Source organism: Lysinibacillus sp. A1 (genome assembly GCF_000801965.1).
GTDB classification, from domain to species: domain Bacteria; phylum Bacillota; class Bacilli; order Bacillales_A; family Planococcaceae; genus Lysinibacillus; species Lysinibacillus fusiformis.
In genome coordinates, this window is the sequence record NZ_JSZM01000009.1 from 70,454 (window position 1) to 89,105 (window position 18,652).

Below are 18,652 nucleotides of genomic sequence, written 5' to 3' on the forward strand. Positions count from 1 at the left end.
GGTAAAAGACTTGGGCGCAGCTAACGCAAAAATGTTAAATCGCTATCACGTCATTTTTTTGGCCCAAAGTATTATGGTTGGGACTGGGATACTGTCATTGCCACAAAAATTGAGTGCGATGGGCTATACCGAGTGGTTTATGCCTGTCATATTCGGTATAGTCGCTACCTTAACACTTTGGCCAATAGTTTGGCTTTGCTCCAAATACCCGAATGACCATTTATTTCGTATCAATGAAATTCTGTTGGGAAAAGTGTTAGGGAAGGGCGTGAATTTCTTATTTGTCATTCAATTTATTATCTTTAGTGCAGGAATTATTAGCAACTATATGCATCTCATACAAAGTACAGCTTTACAAGAGCAAACGATCACATTACCTGTTTTTTGCTTCTTACTTTTACTGATTTATATTGTAAGCGGGGGCATTAAATCCATTGCTAGATTTTGCATGATGGCTTTTTTTATTACGATTGGGATGTTCTACTTTACACGATGGGCCATTGAAAAAGGGGAGGTAAGTCATTTACTTCCTTTACTTAATTTTAGTGGGAAAGATTTTTGGAATGCATTTAAAGAAGGATATTTATCAATTCTTGGCTATGAATTAATTTTATTTTATTTTCCCTATATTATCGATCAGAAAAAAGCCTTTCGCCATTCATTGATTGGTATTTGGATTAGTATTTTTCTTTGTTTTTTTACGACAGTAGTCAGTGTCATGTATTATTCTGAATGGCAGTTGAAAAATGTAGAGTTTTCCGTCTTAAATTTATTTAAAGCAGGCGAGTTTACCTTTGTAGAACGAATCGATATTATCGGTATTACATTATGGGTATTTTTAATATTATCGACAGTCACAGCCTATGTATGGTGTGCCAAACTAGGGGTGGAATCCGTGTTTAAAAAGAAAAATAGTTTTCCATTATATGTGATTGCAGCAGTCATTTTCTTCATTATTAGAATGCCATTTTCTAGAGAATTCCAAGAGAAGCTTTTTACAGCGAGCAATTATATTGGTTATATGCTAATTATTTGGCCAATCTTCTTAAGCATGATCTATGTAGTACGAAAAAAGAAGGTGCAACAATGAATAGAAAGCTACTACTAGTCATATTTACGCTCTTAGTGTTATTAGCAGGTTGTTCAAGAAAAGAGCTGAAGGTCCCATTAGAGGATATTGGTATGGTTGGCACTATGGCTTTTGATTATATAGACGAAGACCAAATGAAATTAACGGTAGCCATTCCTCAATATGCACCAGAAGCACCACAAAACACACAAATTTTCTCGGTGTCTACAGATCTTGTATCGAATGGCATCGTAGAAATCGAAAAGCTTTCGGATAAAAAGATTGTCTTTAACCAATTACGTGTCGTGCTCGTTAATGAAGAATTTGCGCGAAAAGGTGAGATACGAAAGGTTATTCAGCATCTATACAGAAATGCTGAGGTGGGTAATAAAGTACTCATTGCTATTGTGAAAGATAAAGCAGAGGGAATTATAAAAGGAAATTATCCAGATAAACCAAATATTAATTTATACATTAATGATTTATTGGAACCAAGCATAAATACGGCTTTTAATCCGAATACGAATATTCATGATTTTATGTATACAATAACGAATCCTGTAACGGATACGATTATTCCATATCTTGAAAAGCATGATGATAAAATTGAAATTAAGGGTGTGGCTGTTTTTCAAGGGAACCATATGCATGATGTCATCAAGCCTGAGGAGGCACTTATTGTTCAGGCATTACTAGGCAGAAAAAGTCTAGCGCCTCTCCATCTAGATATACATGAGGGACATGGGGAGGAAAAATTGATGATAGATTTAATTGAGAGCTCTATCAACATGCAAAGTAATAAAAATATTGAATCACCACAGCTCATCATTCGTCTAAAGATTAAAGGAACATTAAGTGAATACAAAGGAGCAAGAGAGTACAAGCTGAATACGATTGAGAGCATTAGCCGGTTAGAAAAAGATGTTAATAAGCAACTAGAAGTGGATATTACCAAGTTTTTAGATAAACTAAAAAATATGGATGTTGATCCTAGTGGGCTAAGTGAAAAATTTAGAATGTATGATCATGGAAAGTGGACGACCCAAAAAACGAGGGAAGTCATAGGTAAATTACAAACGGAAGTACATGTCGAGACGTCGATCATAAGTACAGGTACGTTAAAATAAACAGGACAATCCTTCTGAAGTTAAAGTGGATTGTCCTTTTTGTTCGTTTAAGATTTTCGCATGATAAAGCTTAAATGTCTGCCTGCCTGTTTGTCCTGACGATAGGAGAAGCCATCAGGGCTAAGGAATGTACAAGTGGCATCAATTTGGATTTGCTCAGATGGAATACCAGCAAGCTCACATTGTTTTTTCACCGTTTTTTGATTATCAATATGGTATTTATTCGTCTCAGCATTCAAATACATAAAATCTTCTGCATAACCAAGGCTGTGGAACTTCTCATAAACATCAGCATCTACCTCGAATTTTTGCTGGCTTAATGCCATACCAATTTGAACGTGAAAATCCTCTGGTCGACATTGTTCTTCTTCCAACAGATGCTGAAACAGTTTAGGTGTAATTTCTTTAATTGTGCCCTGCCAACCTGAATGAATGACGCCCACTAAACCATTGACCACATTATAAAAAATTACAGGAACGCAATCTGCTGTAAAACTGCATAATAATAAATTAGGCTCAACTGTATAAAGGGCATCTGTGTTTTTCACAGCCGTATCCATTTGTTCGGCGCCACGTCCTTTATCGGCTAAGGTCACTCGATGGAAGTTGGCACTATGAGTTTGTTCCGTACAAATAAAATCTTGTAGGTTGCAGTTCAATGCTGTTGCTAATTGTTGACGATTGTCAATGACATTATGGATCTGATCGCAAACATGCAACGCCATATTATTATGCTCTAATTCCATCGTATCCTTTAAGGTAGTGCCAGCGATAAATTGATCATTATCTATATATATTTTTGATTTCATTCAATCACCCCGCTTTACTATATAGGATTCCACTAAGAATGTATAGGTTCCATTCCCTTGAATATTTGTTACTCCTTTCCCTTACCCTACTAGCAAACTTTTAGACATAATGAATAGATTTCTTAACATATAGTATGGGGAATCATGTGTGGAGGGAGTGAGGAAAAAATGGCTCAATTAGATATTTTATTAATTTGCCAAATAGGCATGGGCCTTTTCTGGATCATTACATATCTATTAGTTATTTATAAAGGGTGGAAGGATAAAAAATACGGCATGCCTATGGTTGCTATTTGTGCCAATATTGCATGGGAATTTATCTTTACTTTTCTTTACCCACAAAATGACCTTCAACGATTGATTACACTCACTTGGCTCATATTAGATGTCGTTATACTGATGCAATTTTTACGTTTTGCACCGCCAGAATATCGGAGAATCCTCTCTAAAAAATTATTATATGCTTCTTTTTTGGTCACTTTAATTTTTAGCATGTTCCTGATTTTAGGGATTATTCATCAATTTCAGGATTTTGAAGGGAAGTACGCAGCGTTTTTGCAAAACCTTATGATGTCAGGATTATTTATCGGTTTATTATTGCGAAGAGGGAATTTAGATGGTCAATCCATGGGCATTGCTGTCTGTAAGATGATTGGAACATTGTTTGCTGCAGTTGGCTTTTATCTTTATTTCCGTACGCCGTTGATTACTATTATTTCTATGGCTACCCTTTTTTATGACTGTCTCTATATTCTATTAATTTACCAAATGAAGAGGAAATTAGTAGCAAAGTAGGGGTGATTCAGTAAATATGGAAGGTTTATTTAATTGGTAATGTTTGTTAATGACAACTAGATTGCAATTTGATGACAAGGTGTATCATGATAAATGGCGTTAAATTGGGATTCATCGATTTTTGTTGTTCGTCTGTCATGTATTTGTAAAAATCCTTCCAAATATTTTGTGATGATAATTGCTCCGAAACTATTTACGATGATAGGAGAGCAAACAGGAAGGATGATAGACATGTTGAAAAAAGTAAAAAAAGCGGCACTTGCTTCAGTTATTGCAGCTTCATTATTAGTACCAGTGGGGGCAATGGCGGCTGAATCCTATACGGTCTCATCTGGTGACACTCTTTGGAAAATCGCATTGAAAACAGAAACAGGTGTGCAAGAATTAATGGATGTAAACCCACAGCTTGCTAATCCAAATCAAATTTATCCTGGACAAAAAATAAATGTCCCTGTAAAGGAACAAGCAAGCGTTGAACAAGAAGTCATTAAACTAGTGAATGCGGAACGTGATAAAGCAGGTCTTTCAGCATTACAAGACGATTGGGAGTTATCAAGAGTAGCCAAATACAAATCTCAAGATATGCATGATAAAAAATACTTTGACCATACAAGCCCAACATATGGAACGCCATTTACGATGATGAAAAATTTCGGCATTTCATATCGATCAGCCGGTGAAAATATTGCCAAAGGGCAACGCTCTGCACAGGAAGTCGTTACAGCTTGGATGAACAGTGAAGGCCACCGTGCGAATATTCTCAACAAAAACTATACACATATCGGTGTAGGTTATGTAGCAGATGGCAACTACTGGACGCAAATGTTTATACAAAAATAAAAGATGAACTGCCCAATCAGGTAAGACTGAGTTTGGGCAGTTTTTTTACTAGAATTTATTATTATTTCACTGGATCTTCTAAGGGCGGTGTACAATTATAAATAAATGAATCTTTATACCAAAAGGCATCCGTGCCAGTCACCGCTGCCTTTTAGGAGCTTTAATGTTTTTTGAGTGCAATCGCCTTGGCTCGTGAATTAACCCCTAGCTTACTATAAATTGTAGATAAATAAACACGAACAGTGCCTTCTGATAAATGCAGACGCTTAGCGATTTCACGATTAGTTATACCATCTACTAGCAAATCATAAATATCTTTTTCCCGTTGTGTCAGCATTGATGGAGCTTTTGTAGGAAATGCTGTACCTTCTTTCAGATAACTAAAATAAACTGTCGGTATGGATTCCCATCGTTGATGAAGCTGTTTGAAATAAATTTCTAATAGCGGCTCTAAATCTTTTTCATCTAAAAAGGATCGAACATAATAGAAGGGTGCTGCGAGTTCGAAAGCCTCGTGTAAAGTTTCTAAGGCAAGTTCTTGGTGACCTAGTCGGTATTGACAAATAGCTTCAAGAATCGTGGCTTCAATAATTGTAGCAATTTGCTCTTCCTGCTGGCCTTTCATTTTTATCTGAATCAAGCTCGTTAAGGCTTCGTTCGGCTTTTCCTTCAATAATAGTAAACGGGCGTGTACTAAGAGCCAGAATGGTTGCTTTGATTGGGTAGACTGTAAGATCAACTCAGCCTGATGACTATCGCCTGCAATAATATGACAGTAGGCTTGCATAATTTGTACTGATGTACGCCAGTGCTTTTCCGTCACATCCTCTAATAGCTGGGTCAGCATAGCAACAGCTGAACTTATTTGATTTTGCTGGATATAGATTTTTGCTTTCAGGAGATACATGGGGATACATAATCCAGGATCTTGTAATTGATGGCCAAGCTTAAGTGCCATTTCTATTTCTTTATGCGTAAACGGTATTAGGTTGCGTTCATACAATGATTCGGCGGCAACACCATAGCTAAAAGCAGTTACATTAGCTGTTTGTAAAGACGTTTCTCGAAAAAGCTCACTTATGACTGCTCCTTCTTCCATTGTTTGAAGTTTTCCTTTTGAGCCAATGCTTGTTCGTAAAAGCTTATATTCAAAACTATTATAGGGAATAGGCACATGATCCCATCTAGAAGGGATATGTCCTTTGGCGAGCTGTTTTCTCATAATTTGTTCCACTAACTTTAAATCACCACCAGCGGCAACGATAGCAAAAGCCTTTGCGCTTTCATAAATATAGGTCATGGCCGCATGTTCCTCTTGCTCCATCCATTGTTCAGTCAGCTGCCGCAATTCAAGTTCCTCCATAAGAGATGACGCTGCTTCAACTTCGGTGGTTGAAATCGATGTCAAAAAGCCAATGACGAGCATTTCATAAGAGACTTTATATTGGTCATGACGAAGCTGGTGCAACCACCGCATAAACGTTGCTGTTTGACCTGATAAAAAAAGCTGAACAAGATGATCGGTCATCCATGGCGTCGCTAGGTCATATTGTCCATGTTTAAGTGCTAATTCAATAGCAGAAATATAATCCCCTTGGTCATAAATGAATTGAGATGTTTCTAGAACGAGATTATGTATGTCCTGCTTCGAAAATTGTCTTGTTAATTCCATTTGCAATGCTTCCGCTAATAAATGATGGTAACGGAATATGGGCTGTTTGGATTGCAGCCGAATGGTGAAAAGTCCTTTTGCTTCTAAATGTTCCAATTGTTCAAGACTATTTGTCTGTTTGGTCAATTGATCACAAATAGCAGGATCCAGCTCCTGCAATAGGGAAGTGCGCAGCAAAAATTGTTGTGTTTCAGAAGGTAGATTATGAATAATTTCTTGCCATAGAAATTCTGAAATAAAGGGCTGTGCGGCTTCTTCCAAAGCTTCTATATCAGGGTCATGCGCAAAGCTGGTTAACAATAATCCGGCAACCCAACCTTCAGTTTTATCTAAAATAGCTTGCAGCTGTTGGTGGTTGAGAGTAGGTAAATGTTTGCAGGAAAAAAATCGCTTCACCTCCTGTAACGTAAAGCGTAAATGTCCCGAATGGATTTCATGTATCCACTGCTTCACTCGCCACTTAGCTATTGGTAGTGTAGGGACGGAACGAGAGGACATATAGATATGGGCATGACTAGGTAAATATTCTACGAATTGTGTCATGAGTTGATGTATCACTGGATTTTCTATGACATGATAATCATCTAGTACAATCGAGATGGGCTGTTGGATGGCATTCATTTCTTCTAACAGAGAATAGATAAAAAATTCAAGTGTTGCAGGGTCCTGCGAGTTGAGGAGCGGTGTAAGAATCTGATCTATTTCACTTTTAGAAGACCTAGCAATAGCGTGTAAAATATATGTCCAGTAACGTATCGGATCATTATCAGCAGCATCTAGGGAAACCCATGCAGTGGTTTCTTTTTTATTTTTCAACCAGCTAGTTAGTATACTGGTTTTTCCATATCCCGCTGGAGCTCGTAAAATCGTTAATTTAACATGTATATATTGATCGAATAAATCGAATAATTGAGTTCTTTCTATTAAAGTGGGTGAATGATGTGGCATTGTTATTTTAGAAGATAATAATGTTTGAGGCATCTTAACTTCCTCCTTTAGTTCAGAAAAGTTCCACAATTTTCATTGTACTAAACTATTATCATTTTTTCGTATGTTAATAGTCCTATCATTTCCAACTTTCATTGCTTTTTTGGTGTCTAAATGTAATGGTAGTGGACATTCAAAACTGAGTCCATCGTTCTTCCTCTTTTTCATGATCCATTTCAACATGGTACAAAGCCTATCTGCCCTCACGCAAAAAAACTAAAAGTGCTGGGCATCTCAAATAAACAACTAAACTACACATTTCACACTAGTTCAAATAGGTGAATATACAAGAAACCCAGTTTGGTGGGCATATAGTAGCCATATATGTCTGGGAGGTTGTTCAGTGTGGGAAAAGAACAAAAATTTTTTAGGATCAAGTTTAAATCAAATCCAGGTTGTCATTGCCATTGCTGCGGTTTTTGTTGCCCTTGTCGTTGTAAGCACCCATTTTTACCAGTACCACCGACTTGTCACTATCTTGTCTATGTAACAGACGCTGGACAGTTAGCAACTCCTGATAACAGAGTATCAGTGATCGATACAGCAACCAATACGATAGTTGCTTCCATTCCAGTAGGAACAGCTCCACTAGAAGTAGCAATCACACCAAATGGTGCGTTTGGTTATGTGCCAGCACTCTTCTCCGATAATGTCACAGTTTTTGATACAGCGACAAATATGGTAGTCACTACGATTCCAGTAGGAAGTGAGCCTCTTGGTGTAGCGATTTCACCAAATGGTGCCCTTGCCTATGTCTCCAATCACGGATTAGGCGCTAACTCTGTATCCGTCATAGATACAGCGACAAATACTGTCACGGCTACTATTCCAGTAGGGCTTCAACCTCAAGGTATCGCCTTTACGCCGAATAGTGCGTTTGCTTACGTGGCAAATGAAAATTCAGGGAGTGTATCTGTTATAAATACAGCGACCAATATGGTGGTTGCTACTATCCCTGTTGGAATTCGCCCAAGATCAATTATCTTCACATTAAATGGACAATTTGCTTATGTTACAAATGAAAATAGCAATAATGTTTCTATCATTAATGTTGCAACCAATACAGTCGTTGGTACAATCCCTGTAGGAACTGGACCTGTAGGATCAGCCATTACACCTGATGGAACACTTTTGTATGTCGTCAACAAAGGTAGTGATACCGTATCTGTCATCAGTACAGCGACCAATATGGTGATAGCAACAATCCCTGTTGGATCTTCACCTGACCAAGTAACGATCTTGCCGAATGGCACTTTTGCATATGTCACAAATCAAACGGACAATACAGTGTCTGTCATAGATATAGCAACCAATATGGTAGTGGATGTAATCCCAGGATTTAATGGACCGACTGGTATAGATACAGGGGTAATTTGTTTATAGCAGTTAATTTCATCCACCAATGTTCTGGTAGCTGAAAAGTTTCAACAAAATACTCGGAGTACTGAATACTTTGGCGGCGCGTTAGTTTGAACCAAATTGGGTGTTTAAAAGAGATAGAAAAAATAATCACAAAATAATTGTTGAACATCATATTGGGGTAGCGGTCGTTTGTTTAAACATGTCTTGATGCCAAGCTATCACAGCTTTACATAATAAAAAGCCTACCTTATTCACTGTGATCTTTCATAGTAAGCAGATGCGGAAGTTTCATTTTGTCAGGCAAACAAATAAATATCTACAAAAACCACACACTATAAGCAATATATGAATAAGATGTCTCTGTAGTATGACCATAGAGGTAGGTGTATATGTTGAAAAGGAAGTTAGTTTACGCATTTTGTGTTTTATGTATGGTGGGACTAGTAGGTTGTCAAAAAAATATGAACAACGACCAAAGTCTAGAGCAAGAAAATCAACCTTTAAAACAGCCAATCGAAGAAATGAAAAAGCCTGTTACCTATGAGCAAGTTCCACAAAAGGGGACGACTCTTGTGGAGATTGTAGATCCTAATACAAAGAAGATCATTGAAACCATTTCACCAAAGGATAGCGGCTATGAGACAAATATGCATGTCTATCAGCAGCATATTGAGCAGTTAGCAAAGGAAATAGCAAGAGGGACGGATGAAGTGGAAGGCTATGACCAGCGAATGATGCTTGATCGTTTGGATGAAAAAGGAAAAGTAATCAAGGGAAGGCCACAAATGATTTTAAAAGAAAGTGAATTAGTAGAGAAAATTCTGGCAGCCTCTGCGACTGGTGGTCAAGTGGAGATACCTCTTTATTTGACGCAAAGTGGTTATTCTTTTGAGGACATTCCTTATTTAGAGGAGGTCGTTGTAGCATCCTATACGACTTATTTTAATAGCGCTGATCTGGGAAGAAATAAAAATATTGAGCTTTCTGCTGAGGCTATTAATAATGTTATCGTGGGTAGTGGTGACCATTTTTCATTTAATACGATGGTTGGACCTCGAGATGAGGCAAATGGCTATCAGCCTGCACCAGAAATTATTAATAAAAAAGTGGTAATGGGGATTGGTGGGGGCATTTGTCAAACTTCCTCGACCCTCTTTAATGCAGTGGATCAGCTACAAGTCAAGTATGTAGAACGTCACCATCATTCTCTAGATATTGGATATGTGCCAAAAGGAAGGGATGCGACGGTTGCCTATGGAAGCTTGGATTTTAGGTTTCAGAACACTAGTGATGTTCCATTTTTAATTCAAACTACCTATGGAAAAGATTTTTTGACGATCGACATACGAACTGCTGAAAAATATGTAGAAATATTGACAAAGGGTTAATACTGCGAAAAGACACCATAGGACGTTGGTGTCTTTTTATAAGTGTCATGATATAGTTAAAATTGAATAGTTAGTAAATATTTGGGGAAGGGGACAGACAATGCATCCAAAACTCATGGCCGTCATAGAGACGATGGATTTATATCAGGCAACATACCCAGAAGATGCTTGTGTCATAGTGGCAGACACTGAAAAAGTACTGGCCTATAAGCCGGGGAAGCATGTTGACTTGAAGGTAGGTGTAGGTGAGCCTGTACATAAATATCGAGGAACAGCAACGGAAATCGCGTTGAGTTCAGGTCGATTCGTTAAAGAGGAACGAGGAGCAGAGGGGTTTGGTATGGCCTATATCGCCTCGGCACAGCCTATTTTTGATGGAGGTCAAATTATAGGTGTAGTAAGTGCCATCATTTCCAATGAAAAAATGGATCATATGCGTCTATTGGCGACGGATCTTTCGAGTGCGGTTGAAGAAATGACTGCCACAAATGAAGGATTAGCTACAGCCAGTATAGATGTTTCCAATCGTTTAGGGGCACTATCAAATTTCTCCGAATCAATGGCAGGTGATATTGAACAAATTAATGTAATTGTTCAATTAGTAAAAGACTTAGCGATGAAATCTAAAATTCTTGGATTGAATGCATCGATTGAAGCGGCACGTTCAGGGGAGCATGGTCGTGGTTTTGCAGTTGTTGCATCTGAAATACAAAAAATGTCCCAAAGCAGTACGGAAAGTGCGAATAGTATTACGAAACAATTAGAAAGCATTAAACAATCGATTGATCAGGTGAATGCTTCCGCAAACCAAGTTGCTGCGTTTACCCAGCAATTTGCGACGAGTATGCATGAATTAAGTGATGCGTATAAAGGGGTAAATCAGACAGCTGAAAAGTTAATGCATATTAGCGAAATCAAAGTTTAAACATATAAAGGATAATAGCCACTAAAGGGCTATTATCCTTCTATTAAATAATCTCTAAAATTTCCTCAGGCGTTGCTACCTTGTATTCTGGCTCTTCATTTTGTATAACTTCAATGGCATCATAGCCCCATTCCACCCAAATAATAGGTACTCCAGCTTTTTTACATGCTACAATATCCCTTTGTTCATCCCCTATATATACCACTTCAGTTGCTGAAACATTCGATTCCTTTAAAAACTTCTTCATGACTTTATCCTTGCCAAAAATACGATTGGAGCAAAGGACATCTGCAACACAGTGAATGCCATTCATTTTGAGAAACTCTAAAATATTTTCCTTCGAATTGGAAGATATAATTATAATCTTATACCCTCTTTTATCAATTTCGAGCAAAACTTCCTTCATCCCTTCAAAAAGATGAACATCGTTTAAAGATTGGCGATACAATTTGTAAAATTGTGGTAAAATCATAGGTAATTTATACATGGGGAAGTCAAATAATTTACTACGTTCTGAAATCGATAATTTTTTTAATGTATCAATTTCCTTCAATTCAATTCCTTTAAATTTATATTTTTGTGCTAACGTATTCCATGCTGATGCAAACACGGCGGTCGAATCTGCCAGCGTTCCATCAAAATCAAAAATTATATGCTTCATGGCAAACTTTCTCCTTTATCATCTAGTTGTATTGACGTTTTATGCTTAAAAATGTTACATGTAATGGGCAATTGATTGGGTCATGAAACATGGAACAACAATCAAAATAAAAGGTCTGTAAACATCATATGGTAAATATTATCAGAAAATGCGGCGTTTGCAACGGAAATCATGTAACAAAAGAAGGTGTCACAAAAATCAATGGATATTTGGAATGTTTAGCTATATCTCTGATACTAAAGGAGTAACACAGTTTGTATCATTTATACTAGCGAAGGATGATATGTTTGGCTGAAAGCTATGAAATAATGATAGTAATTGGACCGAAATTAATAGGGGAGCGATACGTATTTCCAGACCTATCACGCTAAGGTAATAGGTCTGGAATCTATGCGAGTGTTATTCTACTTTTTCTCGTGTTTTGACTAAATAATAAGCATTGATGGAGGAAGCGATAGGAATAATGAGGGCAATGCCGATGCCAGCGCAAAAAATCGTCATCATTTCTGCGCTAAAGACTTTGGAATTGACAATTTCACCAATCGAATAAGAAAGATCCTTAAACCATATTAATAAACTTAAATAGCCACCAAAGAAAGCAAAAAATAAAGTATTTGTATCGGTTCCTAAAATGTCTCTTCCAATACTTAATCCAGAGGTAAACAGTGACTTTCTACTAATAGAAGGATTACGATAAAAAATTTCATGCATCGAAGTCGCGATGGAAATGGCAACATCCATTATGGCGCCAATCGTACTCATAATAATGACCGATGCCCCTATCTGCACGAAATTCACACCAATATAGAGAGAAAAAATACTTATTTCCTCCGTTGATTCTTCGCCAAAGCCTTGAATCATCGTTTTTTTCGTTACTAACGTAATAAAAAGTAATAAAACAACGATCGTCACCATTGTAGAAATAAACGCTGTAATGGTTTTACTATTCGTTTTATTAATATAAAACAAACTAATGCAACTGATAACAGTGCACGCAATAAACGTCAGGACAATAGGGCTGTTTTTAGGGTTTGTCATAAGGAAAATAGTCACAAAAAGTACGCCGAAATTTAAAAATAAAGATAGAAATGAGCGTAAGCCTTGCTTTCCTCCGACTACCACCATTAAGAAACATAAAATGCCTGCCAATACAACGATGACATTCATGCTTTCACCCTCTTTCGATTAATGAAAAAAATAACGGTATATTGACTAATCGGTATGGTGAGGACGACTCCAATGCCTCCTGCAAGTGCACGAGCTAGCTCTAATGAAAGATTCAAAGATAGTGTCAGTCCTAATGTTGAAGAATTTTTCAAATAGAGTATGACCATTGGTATGGAGCCACAAATATACGCGAAAAATAAAATGCTTGTAATGGTGCCCATAATGTCTTTTCCAATTTCATGACCGGATGCTTTTAAAGCTTGTAAAGAAATACGAGAATCCTGTTCGTATAGGGCGAAAATAGAAGAGGACATCGTAATGGCAACATCCATAACAGCTCCAAGTGAACCAATAAATAAACCAGCCATAAAGACGGTTCGGTAGGGACGTGTTAAAAATTGCATTTCCTCATAGCGTAGACCATTTTCCCCCGTCAGCCACATCACAGCTGTGCTAATTATGAGGGCTATCATTGTCCCTAGAAGTGTAGAGATAATGGCTGCATATGTTTTCGTATTCAAACCACTAATCAGTAACAAGGAAATAACGGTAAATAATAGGACACAAACCCCACTTATAAATAATAAATTGAGGATGCCATGCTTTACGTAAAGGTCTAATGCAAATGTTAAAATGCAGGCATTTACGACTAAGCTAATAATGGCAAATAAACCTTGTCTCTTACCAATGAAGAGTAGCACAAGGATAAAAATCCAAGCGATCATCATAATTGTTTGATCTCGTTTCAAATCGAGAATGGTGCCCGTTAACTCTGATTGTGTTGAATGTGCGTCTATGGCGACAAAGATTTCATTGCCGACATGGTATTCTTGATCAAAGGCACCAGATGAAGAATAGTCATTCGTTAAATTAATCGTTTGTCCTTTGTGCTGCCCATTTTTAAGTACGGCTTTAATTTGCTGTGTATACAACATATCTTCATTCTCATACATATCTGTTATTGGCTCAGAATCTGTCACTTTGACTTTCAGAATTTCAGCAATAGGTCTATCATAAAATTGTTCATTATGATGAACGAAAAAAATAGATAGTGCACAGCCAAGTAATAACAAGGCATAGAAAATACGTTGTTTATAGGTTATGTTTTTTAAATAGTGCAATGGAATGACCTCCAAATTAGTGGACTGAATAGTCACTTGTACAGGAACGATTTTAAGAATTGTAAGTTCCAATATATTCTCAAGTTTAACGATAGGAATGATAGATTCCAAGGCATTTATGCTAAAAAAAGCGGGAGGACATTTGTATTCTAGAAAAAATATGTTAGATTATTTAATACTATAAATACGAAGGGAGGGCGAAGTAATGGAAACTGTTTGTGCGAAAGGTTTAACTGAAGTAGAGGTAAAATCTTACAATCTTTGTGGGGATTTGCTGGCTAAGGGAGAAGTGTGCCCTTTTTTAAGCAAATTTCATATCGATGCAGGTTCCGGTTGCTTTTTGCCTTCTTTATTTCTTACTGATTGACATCCAATTAAATGGGATGTATAGATTGCTAGGCGCCGGTTCGTAACGGCGCTTTTTTTGTTTAATTATAAAATTTAACATGCCCTTTTTCTCATAGGGATGTTTGTAAGGTGCCGTTTTATGACGGCGCCTTTTTTGTGTTTGAAAGGAGTGAAGAGTGATGTGTAACCTTATATGTCCATTTATTTCTTGAGCAATTCGCTCAGTAGTAATGGATAAAATAAATAAGGAGATTGAAAAAATGATACTTCAATTAAATGGAATTAGTAAGAGCTACTTGGGAGAACCAATTCTTTCAAAGATAACCATGAAAATAGAACATGGCGATCGGATTGGACTAATAGGTGTAAATGGGGCAGGGAAATCAACGCTACTAAAGATCATTACAGGGGATCTTCCCTATGATGAAGGCGATATTTTTATAGGGAAGAGAATGAAACTAGGCTATTTACGACAAGATAGTGGGTTGCAGCCAGACCATACGATTTGGACTGAAATGCTTGGGGCATTTACTGAGCTTCAAGAGGCTGAAAAGGAACTCCGAGAGCTGGAAATGCAGATGGGTGAGCCTTCCTGCATAAATGACCATGAAAAGCTAGAACAAGTAATGACGAAATATGCCAGCAAGTCAGATTGGTTTTCACAGCAAGGTGGCTATGATGTTGAGGCAAAAATAAATAGTATGTTAAATGGTATGGGCTTTGGTAGCATCCCAACAAACACACTTATCGAATCATTAAGTGGTGGACAGAAAACTAGGCTGGCACTTGCTAAAATTTTACTAGAGCAGCCGGACTTGTTGCTGTTAGATGAACCAACTAACCATTTGGATTTTGCGACTTTAAATTGGCTTGAAAGCTATTTACGTGGCTATCAGGGAGCTATTATTGTTATTTCGCACGATCGTTACTTTTTAGATGCCCTTGTCAATAAAATTTATGAGATTGAACGCACCCATGGAACAACATACAGCGGTAACTATTCTAAGTATGTGGAAAGCAAGGCGAAAAATCGCGAATTAATGGAAAAAAAATATACGATGCAACAGCAGCAAATCGCCAAAATGGAGGATTATATTGAGCGGAATATTACGATGGCTACTTCCTCGAAAAGCGCTAAGAACAAAAGGAAGCAGCTTGAACGAATAGATCGTCTTGAAAAGCCTCAGAAGGATCTAAAACACGCACAAATGACATTTGCTACAGATAAGAGATCTCATAAAGAAGTGTTGAAGGTAAAAGATGTAGTGCTCTCCTATCAGCTAGAAGATAGCAAAAAAATATTATTGCAAGATATTGAGTTTTCATTGGATAGAGGCGATCGGGTCGCATTAGTAGGTCCAAATGGTGTGGGGAAATCAACGCTTTTGAAGGCGTTATTACATGAATTGTCTCCGGACCGTGGCGTTATCACATGGGGAAATGGTGTGACAATCGGCTATTATGATCAAGAGCAAGAGACATTACATCCTAATAATATGGTATTACAAGAGGTTTGGAGTACTTTCCCTTCAATGGAAGAGGCAAAAATACGATCAGTACTCGGTAATTTTTTATTTACGAAAGAGGATGTATTTAAAAAGATAGACTCCCTTAGCGGTGGGGAAAAAGCACGTGTAGCGTTAGCAAAGCTTATTTTGCAAAAAGCCAATGTACTTATAATGGACGAGCCGACCAATCATCTTGATTTATTTAGTAAGGAAGTATTGGAGGAGGCGCTATTGCAGTTTGATGGCACCTTATTATACATTTCTCATGATCGTTATTTTCTTAATAAGCTAGCCAATAAATTGCTTGAATTATCACCAACTGGGATGACGGCCTTTTCGGGAAATTATGATGATTATGTTCAAAAAATAAGCCATTAAAGGATTTAGGGGCCACCTCTATAGCAAGAGGTGGCCCCTTTTTAAAAAAATTACAAACAGAAGTATAGATAATATAATTAAATAGTGTTATCGTAAGAACTAGCTAAATAAAATGATCCTTCGGGGTAGGGTGAAATTCCCAATCGGCGGTGATGAAGCAATTCAAAGTCCGTGAGCGCAAGCTGATTTGGTGCAAATCCAAAACCGACAGTAACAGTCTGGATGGGAGAAGGGTATAAGTGCGAGCTTTTTAAATTCAATGTAATTTAGAAGGTCTATTTAACTATGCATTTATGACACTACTTCCCGCAAATATGTTGGGGAGTTTTTTTATTTAGCCAATCAATTGAATAGAAGATGTTCTTCGGGGTAGGGTGAAATTCCCAATCGGCGGTGATGAAGCAATTCAAAGTCCGTGAGCGCAAGCTGATTTGGTGCAAATCCAAAACCGACAGTGATAGTCTGGATGGGAGAAGAACAAATAAGATACTAGTCTATGGAAAAAATGTATATCCAAATAGGCTTATTTATTGATGTCTTATACTCCCAAAACCCCTTTGTCAAAGGGGTTTTTCTTTTTATATGAGTTTTAAGAAGGGAGACGGATAGAAACGTAAGAGTGACGGATAAAAACTCAAAAACCACAGATAGAAGCTATGAAAGATCAGTGTGAAAGCAGGTGAAATAAATGTTTACAGGTATTGTGGAGGATATTGGCACTATTAAAGCCTTGCAAAGCGATAAGAACAGTATGAAAATTACGGTTCAATCATCTAAAATTGCTGAAGATGTGGGATTAGGGGATAGTATAGCGGTCAATGGTGTTTGTTTAACGGTGACTCATTTTACGGATCAAGAGCTTACGATGGATGTTATGCCTGAAACCGTCAAAGCTACAAATTTACATCAGCTAACAATAGGGGATCCGGTTAATTTGGAGCGTGCGATGTCTGCTAATGGGCGATTTGGGGGCCATTTTGTTGCTGGTCATGTCGATGGTGTTGGGAAGATTTTACGAAAACGTCCGATGGCCAACGCGGTTTATATTGATATCGAATTGTCTGAGGAACTAACAAATTTCTGTATTCCGAAGGGCTCCATAACGATTGATGGCACAAGCTTAACAATTTTTCATGTTGAAACGAATCAGGTCACGATTTCACTGATTCCTCATACTTACAAGGAAACGATTTTAGGTATGAAAAAAGTGGGCGCTTTCGTCAATGTTGAAACAGATTTAGTCGGTAAATATATTTTAAACGAAATGAAAAATGGGCAAGGCAAGTCAATGATTACTAGAGATTATTTAGCACGACATGGTTTTTAAAATCACATAATGAGGAGATGAAAAATAGTGCTACATGCAATTGAAGATGCCATAGAGGATTTAAAGCAAGGGAAAGTAATCGTCGTAGTGGATGATGAGGATCGGGAAAATGAGGGGGATCTTCTAGCGCTTGCTGAATTTATTACTCCGGAAACGATCAACTTTATGGCGACTTATGGCAAAGGGCTAATTTGTACGCCGATTTCGCAGGAGCTAGCACATCAGTTAGATCTGCACCCAATGGTTCAGCATAATACGGATAACCATCAAACAGCCTTTACCGTAAGTATCGATCATATGGACACAACAACGGGAATTAGTGCCTTTGAGCGTGCATTCACTATACAAAAAATGTTGGGGTCTCAGGCAAAAAAAACTGATTTTCGTCGGCCAGGACACATTTTTCCACTAATCGCAAAGGATAATGGTGTCTTAGAGCGAAGGGGCCATACGGAGGCGAGCATTGATTTAGCCAAGCTTTGTGACAGTATTCCTGCTGGAGTGATTTGTGAAATTATGGGAGATGATGGTCACATGATGCGCTTTGATGAGTTGACAAAGTATGCAGCACATCATGGATTAAAAATGATTTCCATTGAGGAGTTAGCCGCTTATCGTAGTCAATCATTTACAACAAACTAATAACGAGGGAGATATAAAAAAATGGGTCAAACATTTGAAGCACAATTAATTGGGACGGATTTAAAAATTGCGGTAGTCGTAGGTCGATTCAATGAGTTTATTACAAGCAAATTATTAGATGGTGCAATGGATGGATTAAAAAGACACGGTGTAGATGAAGCATCCATTGATGTTGCATGGGTGCCAGGAGCTTTTGAAGTGCCTTTTATTGCGAAACAATTAGCAGAGACAAAGAAATATGATGCCATTATTGGTTTAGGGACTGTTATTCGTGGTTCTACAACACATTATGACTATGTGTGTAATGAGTCGGCAAAAGGTATTGCGAATGTATCCTTAACGACCAATGTACCAGTTATTTTCGGTATTGTTACAACAGAAAATATTGAACAGGCGATTGAGCGTGCGGGAACAAAATCAGGTAATAAAGGCTATGATTCCGCGATATCGGCAATTGAGATGGCTAATCTACAAAAAATGATTGGTTAAGAGCATCCTAAATAGGTTATCACAGTATTTGTTTCTT

15 protein-coding genes, 2 pseudogenes and 2 riboswitches are annotated in these 18,652 nt (G+C 37.6%); of the genes and pseudogenes, 12 read left to right on the plus strand and 5 right to left on the minus strand.

Going from position 1 to position 18,652, the window contains the following annotated elements:
- Nucleotides 1-10 precede the first annotated feature (10 nt).
- Nucleotides 11-1,090, plus strand: a complete 1,080-nt coding sequence (locus PI85_RS06675; RefSeq protein ID WP_233300907.1) for a GerAB/ArcD/ProY family transporter — start codon at nt 11-13, stop codon at nt 1,088-1,090.
- Nucleotides 1,087-2,196: a Ger(x)C family spore germination protein gene (locus PI85_RS06680; protein ID WP_036124655.1), complete on the plus strand. Its 1,110-nt coding sequence runs from the start codon at nt 1,087-1,089 to the stop codon at nt 2,194-2,196. Before PI85_RS06675 ends, PI85_RS06680 begins: the two co-directional genes overlap by 4 nt.
- A 47-nt stretch (nt 2,197-2,243) precedes the next feature.
- Here PI85_RS06680 and pgeF read toward each other — a convergent pair whose 3' ends face one another.
- Nucleotides 2,244-3,005 carry a peptidoglycan editing factor PgeF gene (pgeF, locus tag PI85_RS06685; RefSeq protein WP_036124656.1) on the minus strand — a complete coding sequence of 254 codons (762 nt, stop codon included), beginning with the start codon at nt 3,003-3,005 and terminating at the stop codon, nt 2,244-2,246.
- Between the two features lie 168 nt (nt 3,006-3,173).
- Between pgeF and PI85_RS06690 the strand changes: the two genes are divergently transcribed.
- Both PI85_RS06690 and safA read left to right on the plus strand, forming a co-directional pair.
- A complete protein-coding gene (locus PI85_RS06690; protein WP_036124658.1) occupies nt 3,174-3,800 on the plus strand; it encodes a hypothetical protein in 627 nt (208 codons plus the stop codon).
- A 231-nt stretch (nt 3,801-4,031) separates the two neighbouring features.
- Nucleotides 4,032-4,640 carry a SafA/ExsA family spore coat assembly protein gene (gene safA, locus PI85_RS06695; protein WP_039391470.1) on the plus strand — a complete coding sequence of 203 codons (609 nt, stop codon included), beginning with the start codon at nt 4,032-4,034 and terminating at the stop codon, nt 4,638-4,640.
- Between the two features lie 160 nt (nt 4,641-4,800).
- Here the strand turns inward: safA and PI85_RS06700 are convergent, their stop codons facing one another.
- On the minus strand, nt 4,801-7,293 hold the full coding sequence (locus PI85_RS06700) for a LuxR C-terminal-related transcriptional regulator (RefSeq protein WP_036124659.1): 2,493 nt from the start codon (nt 7,291-7,293) through the stop codon (nt 4,801-4,803).
- A gap of 450 nt (nt 7,294-7,743) precedes the next feature.
- On the opposite strand from PI85_RS06700, the pseudogene PI85_RS06705 reads away from it, so the two are divergent.
- From PI85_RS06705 to PI85_RS06715, 3 genes and pseudogenes are all read left to right on the plus strand, one after another.
- Nucleotides 7,744-8,682 (plus strand): annotated as a pseudogene (locus tag PI85_RS06705) (beta-propeller fold lactonase family protein); the annotation flags it as partial.
- A 410-nt stretch (nt 8,683-9,092) separates the two neighbouring features.
- Complete coding sequence (locus PI85_RS06710; protein WP_200886558.1) at nt 9,093-10,049, plus strand: VanW family protein; 957 nt, start codon at nt 9,093-9,095, stop codon at nt 10,047-10,049.
- 100 nt (nt 10,050-10,149) lie between these two features.
- Entirely contained in the window at nt 10,150-10,974 is an 825-nt protein-coding gene (locus tag PI85_RS06715) for a methyl-accepting chemotaxis protein (RefSeq protein ID WP_036124662.1), read from the plus strand.
- 43 nt (nt 10,975-11,017) lie between these two features.
- On the opposite strand, the gene PI85_RS06720 is transcribed toward PI85_RS06715, so the two are convergent.
- The 3 genes from PI85_RS06720 to PI85_RS06730 form a co-directional block, all read right to left on the minus strand.
- Nucleotides 11,018-11,635, minus strand: a complete 618-nt coding sequence (locus PI85_RS06720) for an HAD-IA family hydrolase (protein WP_036124664.1) — start codon at nt 11,633-11,635, stop codon at nt 11,018-11,020.
- A 399-nt stretch (nt 11,636-12,034) separates the two neighbouring features.
- Nucleotides 12,035-12,802, minus strand: a complete 768-nt coding sequence (locus PI85_RS06725) for a YibE/F family protein (RefSeq protein WP_036124666.1) — start codon at nt 12,800-12,802, stop codon at nt 12,035-12,037.
- Complete coding sequence (locus PI85_RS06730) at nt 12,799-13,923, minus strand: YibE/F family protein (RefSeq protein WP_039391453.1); 1,125 nt, start codon at nt 13,921-13,923, stop codon at nt 12,799-12,801. The genes PI85_RS06725 and PI85_RS06730 overlap by 4 nt, the downstream gene beginning before the upstream one ends.
- A 205-nt stretch (nt 13,924-14,128) precedes the next feature.
- Between PI85_RS06730 and PI85_RS24615 the strand changes: the two genes are divergently transcribed.
- From PI85_RS24615 to ribE (PI85_RS06750), 5 genes and pseudogenes are all read left to right on the plus strand, one after another.
- The gene (locus tag PI85_RS24615) at nt 14,129-14,290 is read left to right on the plus strand and encodes a hypothetical protein (protein WP_008176578.1); all 162 of its coding nucleotides are present in this window, start codon (nt 14,129-14,131) and stop codon (nt 14,288-14,290) included.
- Nucleotides 14,291-14,531: 241 nt separating this feature from the next.
- Nucleotides 14,532-16,157: an ABC-F family ATP-binding cassette domain-containing protein gene (locus PI85_RS06735; protein ID WP_036124669.1), complete on the plus strand. Its 1,626-nt coding sequence runs from the start codon at nt 14,532-14,534 to the stop codon at nt 16,155-16,157.
- Between the two features lie 112 nt (nt 16,158-16,269).
- A riboswitch (FMN riboswitch) is annotated at nt 16,270-16,395 on the plus strand.
- 118 nt (nt 16,396-16,513) lie between these two features.
- A riboswitch (FMN riboswitch) is annotated at nt 16,514-16,639 on the plus strand.
- A 206-nt stretch (nt 16,640-16,845) separates the two neighbouring features.
- Entirely contained in the window at nt 16,846-17,484 is a 639-nt protein-coding gene (ribE, locus tag PI85_RS06740; protein ID WP_036124670.1) for a riboflavin synthase, read from the plus strand.
- Nucleotides 17,485-17,511: 27 nt separating this feature from the next.
- A pseudogene (gene ribB / locus PI85_RS06745) lies at nt 17,512-18,102 on the plus strand (3,4-dihydroxy-2-butanone-4-phosphate synthase); the annotation flags it as partial.
- Between the two features lie 45 nt (nt 18,103-18,147).
- Nucleotides 18,148-18,615, plus strand: coding sequence for a 6,7-dimethyl-8-ribityllumazine synthase (ribE, locus tag PI85_RS06750; protein WP_008176574.1), 468 nt, complete (start codon nt 18,148-18,150; stop codon nt 18,613-18,615).
- Nucleotides 18,616-18,652 lie beyond the last annotated feature (37 nt).